This is a genomic window from Vibrio sp. ArtGut-C1, from assembly GCF_002105475.1.
Classification (GTDB): Bacteria; Pseudomonadota; Gammaproteobacteria; order Enterobacterales; family Vibrionaceae; genus Vibrio; species Vibrio diabolicus.
In genome coordinates this window covers 1-19,082 of sequence record NZ_NCTH01000021.1, presented here as the reverse complement: position 1 = coordinate 19,082, position 19,082 = coordinate 1, and the positions used below count along the sequence as shown (strand labels likewise).

Here is a 19,082-nt window from a genome sequence, read left to right as displayed (position 1 = left end):
TTCATGAGTAACAAAACCTACGTAATTAAACCCGGTGACACCCTTATTGGCATCGGTATCGAGCAAAGTGTTAACTTCAACATCTTGTTAGAACTAAACCCCAAGTACCAACCAAATCCTGATTTAATCCAAGTTGGCGATACGTTAATCCTTCCTAGTCAGGAAGAGGAAGAGCCTATCCCTGTCGAGTTTCCGGTAGAGCCAATCGCCAAAATGTGTCCAAAAGAGAAAGGGACAATTGTTGCGCCGCCTTTGTGTGAACCAAAGGAAATTGAAGATATCATTTTTGCCACGGGTGAATCAGCGAACCGATTCTATTGCCTAACGAAAGAATCGGTGGAAAAGCTTGATAAGGAAATCGAAGAAACGACGAAGTTATTTCAATGCTACAGTGACCTAGTCCATCAAGCTCCAACGGGCAAAGAAACATGGGCTGAGTTGGAAAAGCATACGCAAAAGCGAGAAGCCCTATGCGCCGACCTGATATACGCAGGCATATTGCCAGATCCCAGCCGTAAGAATCCAGCAAGTGTCAAAGCAGAACAGTCTCGAAAAGAAAAGGTTGAGAGAGAAAAAGCTTTAGAAAACCAGCGAATGGCTAACGCTAAAGTAACCGAGTTGAAAAAGCGTATCCGCTACATTGAGGAATACTCAAATTGGTTTGGCTCTGAAGACTCAGCCATTGAGCTAAAAGAGCGTTTGACTGCGACAGTCGTACCAAACCTTAAGAAAGAGCTTGCGACGTGGGAAAAGATGGCCAAAGTACCACCAACCAAAGAGAGCTCTTCTGGCAAGCCTGTTGATGCTAAAAAAATGGCGGTAAAAGAGAGAACATTGGATGGCATTGTAACAAATACTGGGGTTAGAGAGTTGTACTCGATTAATCGCGGCGTTTACACCTATGTTCGAGAAGCATTCTTTCAAGAGGAAACTACCGTTCGTAATAGTTGGCGAAATACCTCTAATACCAACAACGCGAACCGAGCATTACGTACGGGAAATATCAAAGAATTTGGTAAAGCTATCGCTGACGATATTACCAGCGACCTTGAGCAGAAAAAGCTTGGCCCCGATATTAAAGCCAATCTTGCGAAATGGCAGGCGCCCGGCGGAAAAATTGCCGAATGGAAATCGACGGATACACTCTTACGCGACGATGAAGGCAATACAATGTTTGCGGTGAGTTCTGAGGCGCAACTTGGTCGCTGGGGAATGCAAGCGGCTGTCGATGCTGAGTTAAACCCGTTTGAGAAGGATGAGCACGGTAATGCGAAAGGAAACGTAGATTTAGGTGTAGGTGCTTCTGCGGGCTTTTCTGCCTTTGAAGCGGCCATTACGGCAGAAGTCTTCTTACCTAGCGATGCGGGTTATACGCCATGCCTAAATTACACCGATGCGAATGGTCAGCCAGCCTTACACTCCTTTGGCAGTTTTCGCTTTAATGCCAAAATGAAAGTGGGTTGTTTTGTGGGCGTAGTTGCTCAAGTAAAAGGCGGTGTCAGTAACAGAAAGCCGGAAACTGGTGATGATGTTGGGATATTGTTTGACCCTCATGTGAGCATGGGCAACGCAGGAGGTGGTCAAATTGGCATCAAGGCCAGTGTTTTTGGTGGAGGCCAGTTAAGTGGTGAGTTTGTAGGTGGCGTTCAATGGAAAGCGCCAGAAATAGATCAAATCACAAACTTTAACTCTTTGGCTGAAATTCAGACCGAAGGTAATGTTTCCGTTGGTGGTGGATATAATGCGGATTTTGAGCTCTATTTAGATGGTACAAAGTTCTTCCTTAAAATCTCAGCCAAACTGGTTTGGGGGGCAGGCGGCGGCGGTGGCTTTTCGGTCGCTATAAACGCACAAGAAATTTGGAATCTAGCGAAAGTAATCTGGCAAGGACTTCAATATATCGACTACCGACGTTTAGATAACATTAATAACGAAGCATATAAATATTTGGTGGATGCGACTTACTTTGCCTTTGCGATTGCCGAAGGATTCGTCTCACCTCATGATGCTCTTAAAAGCGCAGTTGAGAAAGGGCATAACACGATACAACTCATTAGGGAAGCGAGGCAAGAAGCGCTAAATTTCGAGAGTGAAGCAATAACATTAGCAGAACGCGTATTAAATGATTCGACGCGCAGCGGAGTTTCTTTTGACCTACTCCAACCTGAGGCAATTGGCAGAATGCTCGATACTTTAACGCGAACCTTCATATTCAATTGGGAGGAAAAGCAAGAGGACGCCATTTGTAAATTACTCGCAGAAAGTACCCATAGTTGGCATAAGTTTGAAGAAATTCTTGCGAGAATGAATGACAAAGGAGAAAAGGTTTCAGGTGAACAAGCTCTCTTTAAGAGCATTCAACGAATCAATGCCACACTTGATGGGAAGCAGCAAAAAGAATTTAATCTTTGGGTAGCAGCCTTAGCAGAAACAAACTCTGCTGTTGAAATTGCGTATGCTCCTTTTACACCCTATAACAGCACAGACTTTACTCATAAAAGAGTACAAATAGAGCAACAATATGCTTCACTATACGGTGTTAGCGGCATGTTCCCCTACGTATAGACAGCAGGCCCAGTTGGGTCTGCTCGATTTTACTTCGTCAAAGGTTTCAGTTTCTGAACTGAACAACGAAAGCTAAGTCGTGAAGTATAGACATCCGACTCTAAATCTTCTCCGCTACGTCCAAAGGTCATTTTATTGCTTACGCTATCGCGTAAAACTTTTTGTGTTCCTGTATTTGGACCTACAGGATTAGTTTCCGCTGAGCTGAGGTAATAGTCTTTTTCGTACCAATCATTAACCCATTCAGAAATACCATTGCTCATCCCATAAATACCCAAGGGATTAGCAGGCCATTGGCCGATATATTCCTCAGTACTAGTGCTGCTATTGACTTCTGTAGGTAGTATATCTTTGAATCTACCGAAATTTGGATCGTAATATTGTCCTTCCTTAAGAGAGCGGTAACCATCATTGGTTGCATAATAGTAATGCTGTCCACGGCTTCGAGCTGCGAATTCCCACTGTGCCTCGGTGGGAAGGTCAAAAGGTAAATTGGATACCTCTCCTAGCCACTGACAATAATCTTTACTCTCTTGCCATGCTTTGGTCTTCGCAACTTTCTGATGCTTCAAATGCCGCTTGATTAAAGTAGAATATTCTTCTGTACCGCGTTCAACAGCTTCTTTAAGTTGTACATACCCTTTTAGTTTATTGGCTGCTACCGGTAATCCATTTATTTGGCGCATCCACTCCATATCCAAGAAGCTCGTTTCATACTTAGATATCGAATAAGAGTCGAGAGTTACCCTGTGCAAGTACTGAGCACCAAACATACTACTAGCAAAATGACTTAAACACTGCGCATCAGGAGACCAATCTAAATGATTCTCAGATTTTGATGGGAAATCACAATCCATCTTGAAATCGCCCATATCAAAGCTTCCGCCTTCGACGAACACCATGTTCTCGATCGCTCTCACCACCACTTCTGCCGCTTTCTGCTTTTGTTCCGGAGTTGCTTCTGGGTAGAGCTTATTGATATTCGACGTTATCGTATCTATTTGCTTTTGTGAGACGGTCTCGCTAGACACCGCGACTGCTGAACTTTCGCTATTGCACGCAACCAATAAAGGAAGCACACAAGCCATACCTAACCATCTGTTTTTCATTTGGTATTCCTTTTACTTTATGTGCATATTTTACGCAAAAATAAAAGATGAGAACAGTTTCAAAGGCACTGTATGACTAGTTATAACGACGGCGTTCCTGTTTTTTGTTTAGGAGGAGGCGAGACTGTGCACAAGTGAGTTTAAGCATGTTGTAGTGGCATAGTGAATTTGGCCACCTGATTAGAGGTGTTAAGATACACCTCATAAAATGACAGGTGAAACTATGACTAAGCGAATCAGACGTACTTTCAGTGCGGAATTTAGACTCGAAGCAGCGCAACTTGTTCTCGACCAAAACTACACCGTTGTTGAAGCCGCAAAAGCCATGGGTGTGGGTAAATCGACAATGGATAAGTGGGTAAGGCAGCTCAAGCAAGAAAGAATGGGAGTAGCACCTCAAGCCTCACCAATGACACCAGAGCAGATTGAGATACGAGAGCTGAAGAAGAAACTTGCACGCCTTGAAGAGCACAATGAAATATTAAAAAATGTATGGTCTGCTCCGTTTTTGCAAGTAAAAGCTCGCTGTCAGAATACGTTTGCGTCAATGTATCCGGCCTGTTTGTGAACCATCGAGTGTTCTGGCCTTGATGGGATCCGCACGTTGTTGTCCTAATAAAGCGCTCAGTCATAAAAGACTGCTTTTTTAGCCAGGCTTCAACATCGTGGGTTCAACGCTTCTGTCATCAGCTTGTTTCTCGCAAAATCTATGGCAAATATAATTCGTTATATGTTAATTCGCAGCCGAAGCTGGATAAGGTTGATACTCCTGACCTGAGGTCAATACCTTCCAACAAATTCTCATTATCTTGTTAGCCAAGGCAATTAAAACAACATGGTGATGATGTGTCGCCTCTAACTTGGCTATCCACTGCCCAAGTGCGGATTTGTCTCGCTTCATGTGTATCTTTAATGCTTTAGCCCCTTGTATCACCTGTCGGCGTAGATAAACGTTACCTCTTTTACTTATACCGCCAAGATTGCTTTTCCCACCTGTGGAGTATTGTCTGGGAACTAAGCCTAACCATGCTGACATATCTCGGCTTCGTTTAAATTGAGTGCCGGAGCCAACCGCTGCAATTAACCCAGTTGCGACAATTGGACCAATACCCGGAATGCTGGATATAAGTTGGCACTTCTCTGATGCAATTGAGGCCTGTTGTAATTGCTCGCTCATATCGTCAATTTGAACATCAAGATATTGCCAGCGCTCTCGCAAGCGGAACACTAAAGCGCGGATAAAGTCAGGAAGCCCATTTTCCGCATCCTCTAAGATGCGAGGTAAGTTACGTTCGAAAACTTTGCGACCTACAGGAACTGTAATACCGTACTCAAGCAGTAAAGCCCGCATTTGGTTGACAGTTGCAGTGCGCTCGACAATAAAGCGCTGCCTTACTCGGTGAGTCGCTTGTAAGGCAAGTTGTTCGTGTGTCTTTAAAGAAACACAACGCATAGTGCCACGGCTGCCTGCTTCAGCGATGGCAGCAGCATCATTGAAGTCATTCTTGTTTGATTTTAAGTACGGCTTAACAAACTGAGCGGGAATAATTTTCACTGAGAATCCTGCATCATTAAACAATCTTCCCCAGTATTGGGAACCCGGACAAGCTTCAACCGCTACAACGGCAGGTGGAGTGTTAATCACAAAGGTTTTAAGCTGATTTCGATTAAGCTTTTTTCGCCAGAGAATATGCCCTTGACGACCCATTGCTACGATGTGAAACCAGTTTTTTCCTAGGTCGATACCGTAGATATACACATTTGAACTAGACATGGTCGGTCTCCTTGCTTTTGCGCTCTCCCTTGCTGAGTATAGATATCAGAGGGAGGAGCAGACCATCCCATTAGGCTACAGCTCTCTTGATGTCGGACTCACTGAACAACTCGCGATAATCGAGAAACTCAGGCAGAGCTTTAATATAACCACCTTGTGTCATGTGTTCAGTGTCCACCGCAGCAGTTACAAATACTGGCGTTGTCGCCCTAAGCGTGTTTCTCCAGAGTTGGTGAAGCTAAAAAGTCTTATTAAAGAAGTTCATACGGCAAGCAACGGCTCTGCGGGTGCGAGAAGCATTGCCGACATGGTGACGGCTCAAGGTATAAAACTGACCCGTTATCGAGCTTCTAAGATAATGAAATTATTAGGGCTGGTAAGCTGTCAAACACCGAAGCACCGATATCGAAAGGCATCACAAGAGCACGTAGAGATCCCCAATCATCTGTCTCGACAATTTGCCGTTACCGCTCCCAACCAAGTCTGGGTCGGTGATGTGACGTATGTCTGGACGGGACAGCGCTGGATGTATCTTGCTGTTGTCATCGACCTGTTCGCGAGAAAGCCAATTGGTTGGGCGATGTCAGTATCGCCTGATAGTAAGTTGACAGGGAAAGCACTCTCTATGGCGTTTGAATCACGAGGTAAGCCCAAAGGCGTGATGTTCCACAGCGACCAAGGAAGTCATTACACCAGTCGTTCTTATCGGCAACTGTTGTGGCGTTATCAAATCAAGCAAAGCTTATCTAGGCGAGGTAATTGCTGGGACAACAGTCCGATGGAACGGTTCTTCAGAAGCTTAAAGACAGAATGGATACCCGTGTCGGGTTATCGGAGTTTTAGCGAAGCGAGAGAACATATAACTCGATACATCTCGGGCTACTACAGCCAACTCAGGCCACATCAATATAATGGTGGTCTAACACCCAATGAGTCTGAACGACTGTATTGGGAAAGCTCTAAAACCGTGGCCAATTTTAGTTGACCACTACACCATAGTCTAGAGGAAGCACCTAATAGAGAAAAAGACAATATAAACCTGATTGATTGGAACGATATCTTTACTTATTTATTACTTGGTCTTTTCCACAAATAAAAGCAAACTCATCACGCAAGTTGCATCACGCAACCTGCGTGATACGTTTTTTGGCTCGGAGAAGGAATCAAGAGAGGTTTGCCATTAATGCATAGCACACTCTTGGACAAAAATTAGTTTGGGGGGAATAAAATAGGATAACTAAGAATATGGAAAAGCTTGTGCTTTGTAGCGTTATACCAAAGTCAATCACCTGCGTATTTTCATCCCAGCAGATCAACCAATAACCAGATCGCCTTTATGTAAATACGCAACCACCTAGCTTCGATCTATGGATAACATTGAGACAAGCTTAGAAGGCAATCACAAAACGTCAATATGCAACCAAGATCGCATCATTCATGCTTGTACACTATCCATGCCTCATTACTTCTACTAGATGACGATGAGGGAAAATGTTTTTTCCTTAGTCAACCATCGCTCGGATTTAACCGCAGAACCAAAAACTAATAAAAATACTTGTAGCAAGGCAATAGCTTCTTCAGGCCAGTAAACCCGATACCATCCTTTCGGAGTCGGTCGTTCATCATCAAGGTAAACTTTCATGCTAACTCCTTATTTTTATGGATGTTGACTTAAATTAATCCGAAGTTAGTACTTTTACAACAAGCGGTTAGATTCGTATCCCTTTGATCGTTATAATACTCGACAGATAATGAGCTCATAATGGCTCAAAACGAATTGAAACAGGAATAATAAAAATGACAAGTAGCCAGCAACGCGCCGCCCTGCAACGCCAGATATGGGCGATCGCCAACGATGTTCGTGGTTCAGTAGATGGCTGGGATTTTAAACAGTATGTACTAGGCACTTTGTTCTATCGCTTTATCAGTGAGAACTTTGTTCACTTCATTACCGGTGGAGATGAAAGCGTAGACTATGCAGCTATGTCGGATGATGACGAAAATATCGAATTTGCCAGAGATGATGCAATTAAGACTAAAGGTTACTTTATCTATCCAAGTCAGCTATTTAGCAACGTAGTCGCTAGTGCATCTAAAAATGAGAACCTAAATACTGACCTTGCTGCTATCTTTTCAGATATCGAAAACTCAGCCAACGGCTACGATTCAGAAAAAGACATTAAAGGCCTGTTTGCGGATTTTGATACTACGAGTAACCGCTTAGGTAACACAGTAAAAGCTAAAAATGAACGTCTAGCCAAAGTGTTAAAAGGAGTTGCAGATCTTCCGTTGGGTAACTTTGACCAAAACCAGATTGACCTGTTTGGTGATGCTTACGAGTTCTTGATTTCTAACTATGCAGCGAATGCGGGTAAATCCGGAGGCGAATTCTTCACGCCTCAACACGTATCCAAACTGATTGCCCAACTAGCTATGCATGAACAAACCAGCGTTAATAAGATTTACGACCCTGCTGCTGGTTCAGGTTCTTTGCTACTTCAAGCTAAGAAGCACTTTGATGCACATATCATTGAAGATGGCTTTTTTGGACAGGAGCTCAACCACACGACCTATAACTTGGCTCGTATGAATATGTTTTTACACAACATCAACTACGACAAGTTTAATATTCAGTTAGGGGATACTCTTCGCGAACCACACTTTGGCGATGATAAACCATTCGACGCTATTGTTTCTAACCCGCCTTATTAGGTTAAATGGATTGGTAGTGATGACCCGACACTAATCAACGACGAACGCTTTGCACCTGCCGGCGTGCTTGCACCAAAATCTAAAGCTGATTTTGCTTTTGTGCTTCATGCGCTTAGTTATCTTTCTAGCAAAGGTCGAGCGGCTATTGTTTGCTTCCCTGGTATTTTTTACCGCGGTGGGGCGGAACAAAAAATCCGCAAATATCTTGTTGATAATAACTATGTTGAAACTGTTGTCTCGCTAGCACCAAACTTGTTCTTTGGTACCACCATTGCCGTGAATATCTTGGTGCTTTCTAAACACAAGACAGACACAACTACCCAGTTTATTGATGCAAGCGGCCTATTTAAAAAGGAAACAAATAACAACGTTTTAACGGATAACGATGACGAAAAAAATCCGGGCCATATTCAGCAAATCATGAACGTGTTTGCTAGCAAAGAAAACGTGGAGCACTTTGCTAAATCCGTTGATTTGGATGTCATCGCAGACAATAGCTACAACCTTTCGGTAAGCAGTTATGTTGAAGCTAAAGACAACCGCGAGTTAGTGGATATTGTAGAACTTAATGCTGAACTTAAAACCACCGTCGCTAAAATCGATGCGCTTCGCAGTGATATTGACGCTATTGTTGCGGAAATTGAAGGTGAGGAGCTTGAGGCATGAGTACTTTGAGCTATTTAGAGAAGCTTCTGGATGGGGTTGATGTCGAATGGCAGGCTTTGGGGGAAATTGGCGAATTTATTCGTGGTAACGGCCTGCAAAAAAAAGACCTTGTTGAAACGGGGTTTCCCGCGATTCACTATGGTCAGATCTATACGAGATACGGCTTATGTGCAGATAAAACATTTACTTATGTTTCTGAAGAGTTGGCAGGTAAACTGAGAAAAGCTGAACAAAACGACTTATTGTTAGCAACGACTTCAGAAAATGATGAGGATGTAGTTAAACCTTTAGCATGGCTTGGGGGGCAAACTGCTATTTCTGGCGATATGATGCTATATCGACATAAACAAAATGTTAAATATTTAGCTTACTTTTTTAAAACAGAAGCATTCCAAGAGCAAAAAAGACCATTCATCACAGGGATCAAGGTACGTCGAGTATCAAAAGATAATCTAGCTAAAATTAAAGTTCCAATTCCATGTCCTGAAGACCCAGAGAAATCATTGGAAATCCAAGCCGAAATTGTGCGTATTCTGGACTCATTTACTGCCATGACCGCTGAGCTGACCGCTGAGCTGACCGCTGAGCTTAACATGCGGAAAAAACAATACAACTACTACCGTGACCAATTGTTGAGCTTTGATGAAGGTGCTGTCGAGTGGAAGTCATTAGGCGAACTTGCTGACAACTTAGACTCTAAACGCAAGCCAATAACTAGTGGACAGAGAGTACCTGGTGATATTCCATACTACGGTGCGTCCGGTATTGTTGATTATGTTAAAGATTTCATCTTTGATGGAGACTTTTTGCTTGTTTCAGAAGATGGAGCCAACTTGTTGGCAAGAAACACACCTATTGCATTTAGTATTAGTGGTAAAAACTGGGTAAATAATCACGCTCATGTGCTGAAGTTTGAAACTTATGCTGAGAGAAGGTATGTAGAGTACTACCTAAATAGTATCGATCTAACTCCTTACATTTCAGGAGCTGCACAGCCAAAGCTGAATAAAAAGAACTTAAACAGTATTAGTATTCCTAACCCTTCACTTGAAGAAAAAGAACGTATTGTTTCCATATTAGATAAGTTCTATACATTTACTAGTTCGATATCTGATGGTTTGCCGCGAGAAATAGAACTACGCCAAAAGCAATACGGGTATTATCGGGAGCTACTGTTGAGTTTTCCTAAGCAGGAGGTAGTTGCATAGTATGGGGAAATCACTGACTGAGATTGCAGAAGAACTCAGAAATTCGCCTAAGAAAATACAGTTAATCTATGCGTTTAATGGTTCAGGAAAAACTCGACTTTCGAGAACATTCAAGGAAATGCTCGCAGCCGAAGTAAATGAAGAGGATGCTGAAGATCTGTTAGGGCTGTCGAACAAAAATATCCTCTACTACAACGCCTTCACTGAAGACCTTTTCTATTGGGATAACGACTTAGAAGCGGACGAGACTCGAAAGCTAAAAATACATCCAAACGCGTTCACCAAATGGGTTTTTGAAGACCAAGGGCAAGACCAGAACATCGTTGCTCATTTTCAACGTCTGACAAACAGTAAATTGACCCCGGAGTTTAGTGCTGATTTTTCCGAAGTCTCTTTTTCAATGGTAGCTGGGGACGACGATCATTTAGGGAATTTAAAAATTTCTAAGGGTGAAGAAAGCAACCTGATTTGGAGCGTATTCTATAGCTTACTTGAGCAAGTGATTGAAGTGCTTAATGTTCCCGAAATCGACGATAGAGAAACTAATGCCTTCGATAAGCTAAACTATGTGTTCATTGATGATCCTGTTAGCTCCTTAGACGATAACCATCTTATTCAGTTGGCGGTCGATCTGGCGGCATTAATTAAGTCTAGCGATTTTACCAATGGGCATGGACTTAAGTTTATTATCACTACACATAGCCCACTATTCTACAACGTTCTTCACAACGAGTTGGGACTCAATAAAGGCAACAAGAAAGATGGTTGTTATCTACTGGAGCGCTTTGAGGATGGCACATTTAACTTGAATGTGAAGTATGGCGATTCCAACAAGAGTTTTTCATATCACTTGCATTTAAAACAGCTCCTCGAACAAGCGATAGAGCACAACCAAATAGAGCGTTATCACTTTATGCTGCTGCGTAATTTATACGAAAAAACAGCAGGATTCTTGGGTTACCCTGAATGGGGAGAGCTGTTAAACACTGTCCCAGGTAATAAACAGGCCTATTTAAACCGTATTATTCAATTTACCAGCCATAGTTCTCTGTCCAGTGAAGTTATTTCAGAACCAAATGAACAAGAAAAACAAACAGTGAAGCTTCTGTTGGACAATTTAATGGAGAACTACAGCTATTGGCAGCAGGAAGCGCAAAATGACTGACTATAAAACGATTGCAGAATCCAATAACTTTATCGTCTTAGATAAATACACCAAACAATTGCAGCCTAGTGATAGTTATCAAAGTGAAAGTGATTTAGAACGAGAACTGATTCAGGATTTGCAGAATCAAGGCTATGAGTTTTTGCCTGAGTTAACAACCCCAGACTCAATGATGGCAAATGTGCGGACTCAACTTCAAGATCTCAATAAAGTTGAGTTTACCGACGCTGAGTGGGGGCGTTTTCAGGAACAATACTTAAATACGCCAAGTGACAACATCATCGAGAAAACGCGTAAAGTACACAGCGATTATATTTACGATTTTGTATTTGATGATGGTCATATTGAAAATATCTACCTGTTTGATAAGACAACCATCGCACGTAATAAAGTTCAGGTAATTAAACAGTTCGAACAGACTGGGAGCCATGCTAACCGCTATGATGTGACTATCTTAGTCAATGGATTACCATTGGTTCAAATTGAGCTGAAGAAGCGCGGTGTAGCGATTCGTGAAGCTTTTAACCAGGTTCATCGCTACAGCAAAGAAAGCTTCAATGCTGAAAATTCTTTATATAAGTACTTACAGCTGTTTGTGATTTCAAATGGCACCGATACTCGGTACTTCGCTAATACCACTAAGCGCAACAAAAACAGCTATGACTTCACCATGAACTGGGCGAAGTCAGACAACAATCTCATCAAAGATTTAAAAGACTTTACGGCAACCTTCTTCCAAAAAGAAACCTTGTTGGAAGTGATTCTGCGTTACTCCGTGTTTGATGTCAGCAACACTTTGCTGGTGATGCGACCCTATCAAATAGCGGCGACTGAGCGCATTTTGTGGAAGATTAAAAACGCCTATAACAGCAAAAGCTGGAGCAATACGGAAAGCGGTGGTTATATTTGGCATACCACCGGTTCGGGTAAAACGCTCACCAGTTTCAAAGCAGCACGATTAGCTACGAAATTAGATTTTGTAGATAAGGTATTCTTTGTTGTTGACCGTAAAGACCTCGATTATCAGACCATGAAGGAATACCAGCGCTTTTCACCGGATAGCGTGAATGGTTCAGAGAGTACAGCTGGGCTTAAACGTAACCTGGATAAAGACGATAACAAAATCATTGTTACCACCATTCAAAAGCTCAACAATTTAATCAAGAGTGAAAGTGATTTGCCTGTCTACAAGCAGCAAGTCGTGTTTATTTTTGATGAATGTCACCGCAGCCAGTTTGGTGAAGCGCAAAAGAACATTAAGAAGAAATTTAAAAAGTATTACCAATTTGGTTTTACTGGAACGCCTATTTTTCCTGACAATGCGCTTGGAGCAGAAACAACCGGTAGTGTTTTTGGTCAGCAACTTCACACTTACGTCATTACTGATGCGATTCGTGATGAAAAAGTCCTTAAGTTTAAAGTGGACTATAACGATGTTCGTCCTCAGTTCAAGAGTATTGAAACGGAGCAAGATGATAAAAAGCTCAGCGCGGCTGAAAACAAGCAAGCCTTTTTGCATCCAATGCGTATTCGGGAGATCTCGCAGTACATCTTAAATAATTTTAATCAGAAAACGCATCGGGCTTACAAGGGCGCAAAAGGCTTTAATGCTATGTTTGCAGTAAGTAGCGTTGATGCAGCAAAAGCCTACTATGAGACCTTTTCGCAACTGCAGAAAGATGCTGAAAAACCACTGAAAGTCGCAACCATCTTTTCCTTTGCTGCGAATGAAGAGCAAGATGCCATCGGTGATATCGCAGATGAAAGCTTTGAAGTGACGGCAATGAATAGCAGTGCCAAAGAATTTCTAAGCGCTGCAATTGATGATTACAACAGGATGTTTAAGACCAACTTTGGTGTAGACAGCAATGGTTTTCAAAACTACTACCGCGATCTTGCTCAGCGAGTGAAGAAGCAAGAAATCGATGTGCTGATTGTAGTTGGGATGTTCTTAACTGGGTTTGATGCGCCAACGCTGAACACTTTATTCGTTGATAAGAACTTACGTTATCACGGTTTGATGCAAGCATTCTCTCGAACTAACCGTATTTATGATGCAACTAAGACCTTTGGCAACATTGTTACTTTCCGAGACCTAGAACAAGCGACCGTTGATGCTATTACCTTGTTTGGGGATAAAAACACGAAGAACGTTGTACTCGAAAAGAGCTACAAAGAGTACATGGAAGGCTTTACCGATATTGTCACGGGTCAGGCTCGCCGTGGTTTTGTCGAGATTGTTAGGGAGTTGCAGGAGCGTTTCCCTAACCCTGAAGACATCGTCAAAGAACAAGATAAAAAAGACTTTGCTAAGTTGTTTGGCGAATATCTTAAAGCGGAAAATATCCTACAGAACTACGATGAGTTCGCCGGTCTTAAAGCGCTGCAAAACCTAGATACTAGTGATGAGCAGGCTGTTGAAGCGTTCAAAGAAAAATATTATCTGAACGATGAAGACATTGCGGCAATGCAGACGATAGAAATGCCAAACGAACGTGTGGTTCAGGATTATCGTTCTACTTATAACGATACCCGTGATTGGCTACGTCGTGAGAAAGAAGGCCAGGAAAAAGATAAACCGACCATGGACTGGGACGATGTCGTTTTTGAGGTCGATTTGCTTAAATCGCAAGAAATTAATCTTGATTACATTCTTGAGCTGATCTTTGAGCACAACAAGAAGAACAAGAGCAAAGAAGGGTTAATCGATGAAGTGCGCCGTCTTATCCGTGGTAGCCTTGGTAATCGCGCTAAAGAGAGCCTAGTTGTTGATTTTATTAATCAAACTAATTTAGATGAAATTAGTGATAAAGCCAGCATCATTGACGCGTTTTTCAAGTTTGCACAAGCAGAACAAAAACGCGAAGCAGAGGCGATCATTGATTCTGAAAAATTGAATGAAGAGGCTGCTAAACGCTATATCACCTCATCGTTAAAGCGTGAGTATGCATCTGAGAATGGCACCGCGCTGACAGAAGCATTGCCGAAGTTAAGCCCACTCAATCCTAAATACCGAACTCTTAAGCAGACTGTGTTCCGTAAGATCGCTGCTTTTGTTGAGAAGTTTAAAGGTGTGGGGGGGCAGATTTAAGGCTAAAATATCGATGTTGATGTGGTTTCATATGAGTATAGACGCTAAGATAGGTTTGTCATTGAAAAATAGATAGTTTAGGTAATCGACATCTCTGGATGTGTCTTTTGTTTAACATAGCCTGATTACTGGTGATGTCATCAGGCTTACTTAAGCAAAGCTAGACCTATTAAATGGAAGTAGGAGAAAACATGAGGGTTATTGATCAGGTAAAGCTGTATATCTTATCGCTTATGTTTCTTTTTTCTTGGTCATGCTTATTTCGTTAGATACCGATCCATGTAAGCTTGCTGCGGGATGTGAACCTTTATCAGTTATCGATTATATTAAGGCTAATTGGTTACCATGTTTTATGGTTTTTATGATTGGCGTATGTGAGTTAATACGTAGAGAATTCGAATATAAATTATCGGGAAACACCTCTGATACTCTTCGTGTTTTAGAGTCTAAAAGTGAGAGTTACGAGCATCTAACTTTCCTCGCTACATATATCATTCCATTCGTTGGATTTAATTTTGATTCAATACCTCGCCTACTAGCCTATTTATTTCTTCTGGTGATTATTGGTCTGATTTTTATCAGAACTGGTATGTATTACGCAAACCCCACTTTGGCTATATTTGGTTACAAGTTGTATCGCATCACACTTGCTGACCAAAACAATCACTACGAAGCTGTTACGGCTATAGCAAAGGACGATATAAAACAAGGAGTTAATGTTCATTATCAATTTATATCTAAGACGGTCTGTTTTGTAAGGAAGGTTAGAGAATGAATACAACTAATGCTAAAGCTGCCATTAAGGAAATAACTGACTCTTGCATTGGTATCAAGATATATTTTGTCGATAAATCTAACCAGATTTATGACTCTGATGTAGACGACAAATTGTTAGCTGACTATCGTGATGATTTTGTCGATGCTTTAACCAGAAGCTATTCAAATAATGAAAACTTCACTTGTCCTGCTCTTTCTCAAGAAGATGGGCGTAACCATGCTCTTTATCATTTTGATTTTGACGATGAGGATAAGCCATTTGAGTTTAGTTTTCTGGATACAGTGAATAACCTTCGTGCAGATGAACCATTAGATACATACCCAGCAAGAGATGCGGGTTTGGGTAAGCTACGAGGTTATATTATTCGCTTACGAAATAATGATGGCAAAGTAATGTCATTCTTTCAGTACATACACCATTCATACATTGCAACTCCAGGAAAGACGATTTTCCTTACCACACATGAGTCAAGGGTTGTAAGGCTGACACATGACGTTCTTCGTTTAGGCAATAGGTTCGTTTTTGCCAAAATTGGCGATGATTATTTAATTGAAAATGTGAACGCATTAGAAAAAGAATTCGGTTTTGACAAGATTATTCATAGTAAAGCTGTACAGTATTGCGCGACTATCGAAGATAAAGCTATTGTTAAAGACCTAACCAAGTTTAAAGATCAAATGAACAATGACACGTCATTTGCCAGAAAGCTTGTGAAAGTATGTAAGGGATCGGCTGTTATTGAAAAAGAGATTGCCAACGATACAATTATGCAGTTTGCAATGAGCAAGGTGTACTACAAAGAAAAACTGAAACTAACGGAAGACGAAAGCCAGTTTGATTTAGGTAGTATCAATCGTTGTCGACATTTTCTCACTCTACTTGATGATGAATTTGTTAAGTCGGAATTGACTCAACAAGAATACATATCGAAAGCAAAGGATAGAGCTTCTTAAGTTCAGAAATAATCTATCATTTATAGTTTTAGTCTAATACTGACGTGAGCAGCCTATTGCATTTTTATGCGCTGGTTATTCATTTTTAGGTTAAAACTAAGAAATGTTAATTATATCGAAGCCATACTTTTAGTGATGAATAACTTTCGTTCAGCTATGCGTCTGAAGCGACGCGCTGCACTCAATCAGCTTTGGCTAGAGGATGCTATCAATTGACAAGAAATCGCCATAATGGGCGCATTGGGAAAAAGTTGAAAGTCGGCAAATTTGACTTTAATACCTTGTTTAATAATCGATTTATCTGGGCTTGCACGCTCTAAGCGTTTCTCGAGTTCAGGATAAAGTTTATCCTCGATCACTTGCCAACATTCATCATAGCTCGAGATATTCTGGCTGAATGTCCGTTCCACACCGACGGATTTTCTCTCTCGCTCAACGACGACCTCTCGATTATCAATTCCATGGCTACGCTGCCATAAAGATGCTCCCTGACGACCAAACTGTCTCAGCAATTCACGATAGTCGCTGTTTTTAATATCCTCACATCGATAAAAGCCCGCTTGATGTAGCTTCTCAAGACTCACCTTCCCAACACCAGGAATGTTTTCCAGCGGAAGTGTATCGATAACTTCCTGGACCTTATCTGGCGGGATAACAAACTGACCGTTGGGTTTATTCATATCAGAGGCAACTTTGGCAAGGAACTTAATCGGTGCAATGCCCGCCGATGCCGTCAGCCCAAGCTCATTCCATATGTCGCGTCGAATAGACTCCGCGATCAACGTTGCGGAGCCACGACAAGCTGTCGAGTCCGTAACATCGAGGTATGCTTCATCTAATGATAGAGGTTCAATGATAGGCGTATAACGCTCAAAAATAGCACGAATCTGCAGAGAGACTTGTTTGTACACGTGCATTCGACCGGGAACGACTAGTAAATGGGGGCAGAGTTGCAATGCTCGCGCCGTTGACATTGCACTACGAACGCCATATTTGCGCGCCTCATAATTGCAGGTGCTAATCACGCCACGCTGTTTTTCATGACCGCCAACGGCGAGTGCAATGCCACGGTAACTAGGATTATCTCTCATCTCAACGGCAGCAACGGCAAACTTGTGGGTGAAAAATGTAATTTTAACTGACTGAGTTAGTGAATAATCATTTATAACATAGAGTTAGATACAAATTTTCACTTACAACTCTCCCTTACAAAAAATCTGAGAAATTTATGTAAAAAATGGGCATTTTCTTAAAAATCCACTTACAAAAATCACAAAGGGAGTTGTAATTGATCAGTTGATTCCTTGGGTTCAATACCAACACTTAGTCCGACTAAACGTATACTTCGTCCATGACTTCTAGCAACGGCTTCTTCACATAACTTGATAAAAAACTGCATATCCATTTCATCATACTTATGTTCAACCGTTGTTTGTTGAAAATCGTTGAACTTTAACTTCACACCGAGTTTCGTGATCACTTTATCTGCAAGCGCTTTTTCTAACCTTTGCTCTAATTCGACATACAAAGGCTTTATTACAAGTATGCATTCATCCAGGCTATGAATATCATTTAAGTATGTCCGTTCAACTCCTACTGACTTTCTTACCCTTTCAACAACAATATCTCTATCATCAATACCATTGCACCTTTGCCAAAGCGTATGCCCAAATTTACCAAATTTTGAAATCAACGTGTTTTTATCGAAATTCTTAATATCCTCCCCTTTATACAAGCCAAGTTTGTTTAATTTCTCTAACGTCACCTTCCCAACACCATTTATTTTCCCTAGTTCTAATTCGTCTATAAAAGTTTGGATTTCAGAAGGTGGGACAATACATATACCGTTAGGCTTATTCACATCTGAAGCGACTTTAGAAACAAACTTTAATGGGGAAACTCCTGCTGAAGCCGTTAAATTCAATTCCGTTTGAATAGATTTACGTATGTCTTCTGCAATTAAAGTTGCTGAACCTTGAAACAAATTAGAACCTGTGACATCTAAATATGCCTCATCTAACGACAGTGGCTCTATTACATCCGTATACCGTCTAAATATTTCATGGATTTTCCTAGATACCGCCTTATACTTTTCCATATTTCCAGACACTACCGTTAAGCTTGGACAAAGTTGTAACGCTTTTGCTGTAGACATAGCCGAACGCACACCAAAAGCTCTCGCCTCATAGCTACAAGTTGCAATAACGCCGCGACCATCTTTCCCTCCAACAGCTAGAGGGATTCCACGTAAAGAGGGGTTGTCCCTTGCTTCTACAGAGACATAGTAACTGTCGAGATCTATATGGATTATCTTTTTCATTAATAAAAGTTCACTATATCCCTGAAATGTTTAGTAAGGCGATGTCATCACTGCGTGAAAACATCACCTCACTACAAGGGGATTTAAAAGAACGATGGTCAAGAAAAATCATAAATGCCTAGCGAATAGTGAGCGGTGCGAGCGTAACGAGTGGCTTTATTATTATTCTTGACCATCACTGACAGACTTAATTGCTCAAAAAACCACCGCCAAACATGTGTATTCATACAGTATACTATCATAGCGTACCCACCACCACGGAGGATTTGTATGCAAGAAGAATTACTCTATTTAATCAATGCGAAAGCGAAGATTTTGGGCGCGTCGACAAGTGCGATAAAGGCGGCTTTAGCCATGAAGTGCTTACTGGATGAAGAAGCTGCCGATGACCCAATTTCATTGTTCAGAGACATCGGCATAAACGATATACATTAATGCATAACGTTGGTAGCAGCGCATCTTTGGTCGGAGAGCTGACACCAATCTTATTCTAACAAAAATCAGCTTCATCAAAGCAGTGTCGGAAGACAATATAGCTTGATCGGAAAAGTGCCTTTCAAACACCTCTTAGGCGATCAAAAGGTAAAGTTTGAGGCATTTTTGGGGTGCATTGCTAACCGAAACACTGTAGAAGTGACAATAAAGCTTGTTATGAATCCCTAAAGGTGTAACACCCATTATAATGGTTAATATCTAAGATTATGTGGGTGAACTGAAAGAAAGCATGGTTCTTATAGGAAC

At 41.5% G+C, this 19,082-nt stretch carries 12 protein-coding genes and 3 pseudogenes; 10 read left to right on the top strand and 5 right to left on the bottom strand.

Features of this window, described 5'->3' with window-relative positions; genetic code table 11:
- Positions 1–3 precede the first annotated feature (3 nt).
- On the top strand, positions 4–2,565 hold the full coding sequence (locus B7360_RS16790) for a LysM peptidoglycan-binding domain-containing protein (protein WP_085344046.1): 2,562 nt from the start codon (positions 4–6) through the stop codon (positions 2,563–2,565).
- A 29-nt stretch (positions 2,566–2,594) separates the two neighbouring features.
- Here the strand turns inward: B7360_RS16790 and B7360_RS16785 are convergent, their stop codons facing one another.
- Positions 2,595–3,674, bottom strand: coding sequence for an SUMF1/EgtB/PvdO family nonheme iron enzyme (locus B7360_RS16785; RefSeq protein WP_085344045.1), 1,080 nt, complete (start codon positions 3,672–3,674; stop codon positions 2,595–2,597).
- 223 nt (positions 3,675–3,897) lie between these two features.
- Between B7360_RS16785 and B7360_RS16780 the strand changes: the two are divergent.
- Positions 3,898–4,161, top strand: a pseudogene (locus tag B7360_RS16780) (transposase); the annotation flags it as partial.
- 246 nt (positions 4,162–4,407) lie between these two features.
- On the opposite strand, the gene B7360_RS16775 reads toward B7360_RS16780, so the two are convergent.
- Positions 4,408–5,448 (bottom strand): IS110 family transposase, encoded by a 1,041-nt coding sequence (locus tag B7360_RS16775; protein ID WP_085344041.1) that lies wholly within the window; start codon positions 5,446–5,448, stop codon positions 4,408–4,410.
- A 73-nt stretch (positions 5,449–5,521) separates the two neighbouring features.
- Here B7360_RS16775 and B7360_RS16770 point away from each other — a divergent pair.
- A pseudogene (locus B7360_RS16770) lies at positions 5,522–6,433 on the top strand (IS3 family transposase); the annotation flags it as partial.
- Between the two features lie 486 nt (positions 6,434–6,919).
- Here B7360_RS16770 and B7360_RS25025 read toward each other — a convergent pair.
- Complete coding sequence (locus B7360_RS25025) at positions 6,920–7,090, bottom strand: cyclic-phosphate processing receiver domain-containing protein (protein WP_164673228.1); 171 nt, start codon at positions 7,088–7,090, stop codon at positions 6,920–6,922.
- 155 nt (positions 7,091–7,245) lie between these two features.
- On the opposite strand from B7360_RS25025, the pseudogene B7360_RS16765 reads away from it, so the two are divergent.
- The 6 genes and pseudogenes from B7360_RS16765 to kwaB all read left to right on the top strand — a co-directional run bounded on the left by B7360_RS16765 (position 7,246) and on the right by kwaB (position 16,021).
- Positions 7,246–8,826, top strand: a pseudogene (locus B7360_RS16765) (type I restriction-modification system subunit M).
- Complete coding sequence (locus B7360_RS16760) at positions 8,823–10,034, top strand: restriction endonuclease subunit S (protein ID WP_085344039.1); 1,212 nt, start codon at positions 8,823–8,825, stop codon at positions 10,032–10,034. The pseudogene B7360_RS16765 and the gene B7360_RS16760 overlap by 4 nt, the downstream one beginning before the upstream one ends.
- A gap of 1 nt (position 10,035) precedes the next feature.
- Positions 10,036–11,199 (top strand): AAA family ATPase, encoded by a 1,164-nt coding sequence (locus tag B7360_RS16755; RefSeq protein WP_085344038.1) that lies wholly within the window; start codon positions 10,036–10,038, stop codon positions 11,197–11,199.
- Positions 11,192–14,290: an HsdR family type I site-specific deoxyribonuclease gene (locus tag B7360_RS16750; protein WP_085344037.1), complete on the top strand. Its 3,099-nt coding sequence runs from the start codon at positions 11,192–11,194 to the stop codon at positions 14,288–14,290. Before B7360_RS16755 ends, B7360_RS16750 begins: the two co-directional genes overlap by 8 nt.
- 253 nt (positions 14,291–14,543) lie before the next feature.
- The gene (kwaA, locus tag B7360_RS25390; protein WP_371343735.1) at positions 14,544–15,065 is read left to right on the top strand and encodes an anti-phage protein KwaA; all 522 of its coding nucleotides are present in this window, start codon (positions 14,544–14,546) and stop codon (positions 15,063–15,065) included.
- Positions 15,062–16,021 carry an anti-phage protein KwaB gene (gene kwaB, locus B7360_RS16740; RefSeq protein WP_085344035.1) on the top strand — a complete coding sequence of 320 codons (960 nt, stop codon included), beginning with the start codon at positions 15,062–15,064 and terminating at the stop codon, positions 16,019–16,021. Before kwaA ends, kwaB begins: the two co-directional genes overlap by 4 nt.
- A 185-nt stretch (positions 16,022–16,206) precedes the next feature.
- Here kwaB and dinB (B7360_RS16735) read toward each other — a convergent pair whose 3' ends face one another.
- Positions 16,207–17,154, bottom strand: coding sequence for a DNA polymerase IV (gene dinB / locus B7360_RS16735; protein WP_371343734.1), 948 nt, complete (start codon positions 17,152–17,154; stop codon positions 16,207–16,209).
- A 137-nt stretch (positions 17,155–17,291) separates the two neighbouring features.
- On the bottom strand, positions 17,292–18,341 hold the full coding sequence (dinB, locus tag B7360_RS16730) for a DNA polymerase IV (protein WP_078558460.1): 1,050 nt from the start codon (positions 18,339–18,341) through the stop codon (positions 17,292–17,294).
- Positions 18,342–18,611: 270 nt separating this feature from the next.
- Between dinB (B7360_RS16730) and B7360_RS25020 the strand changes: the two genes are divergently transcribed.
- Positions 18,612–18,776, top strand: a complete 165-nt coding sequence (locus B7360_RS25020) for a hypothetical protein (RefSeq protein ID WP_164673229.1) — start codon at positions 18,612–18,614, stop codon at positions 18,774–18,776.
- The last annotated feature ends 306 nt before the right edge of the window (positions 18,777–19,082 follow it).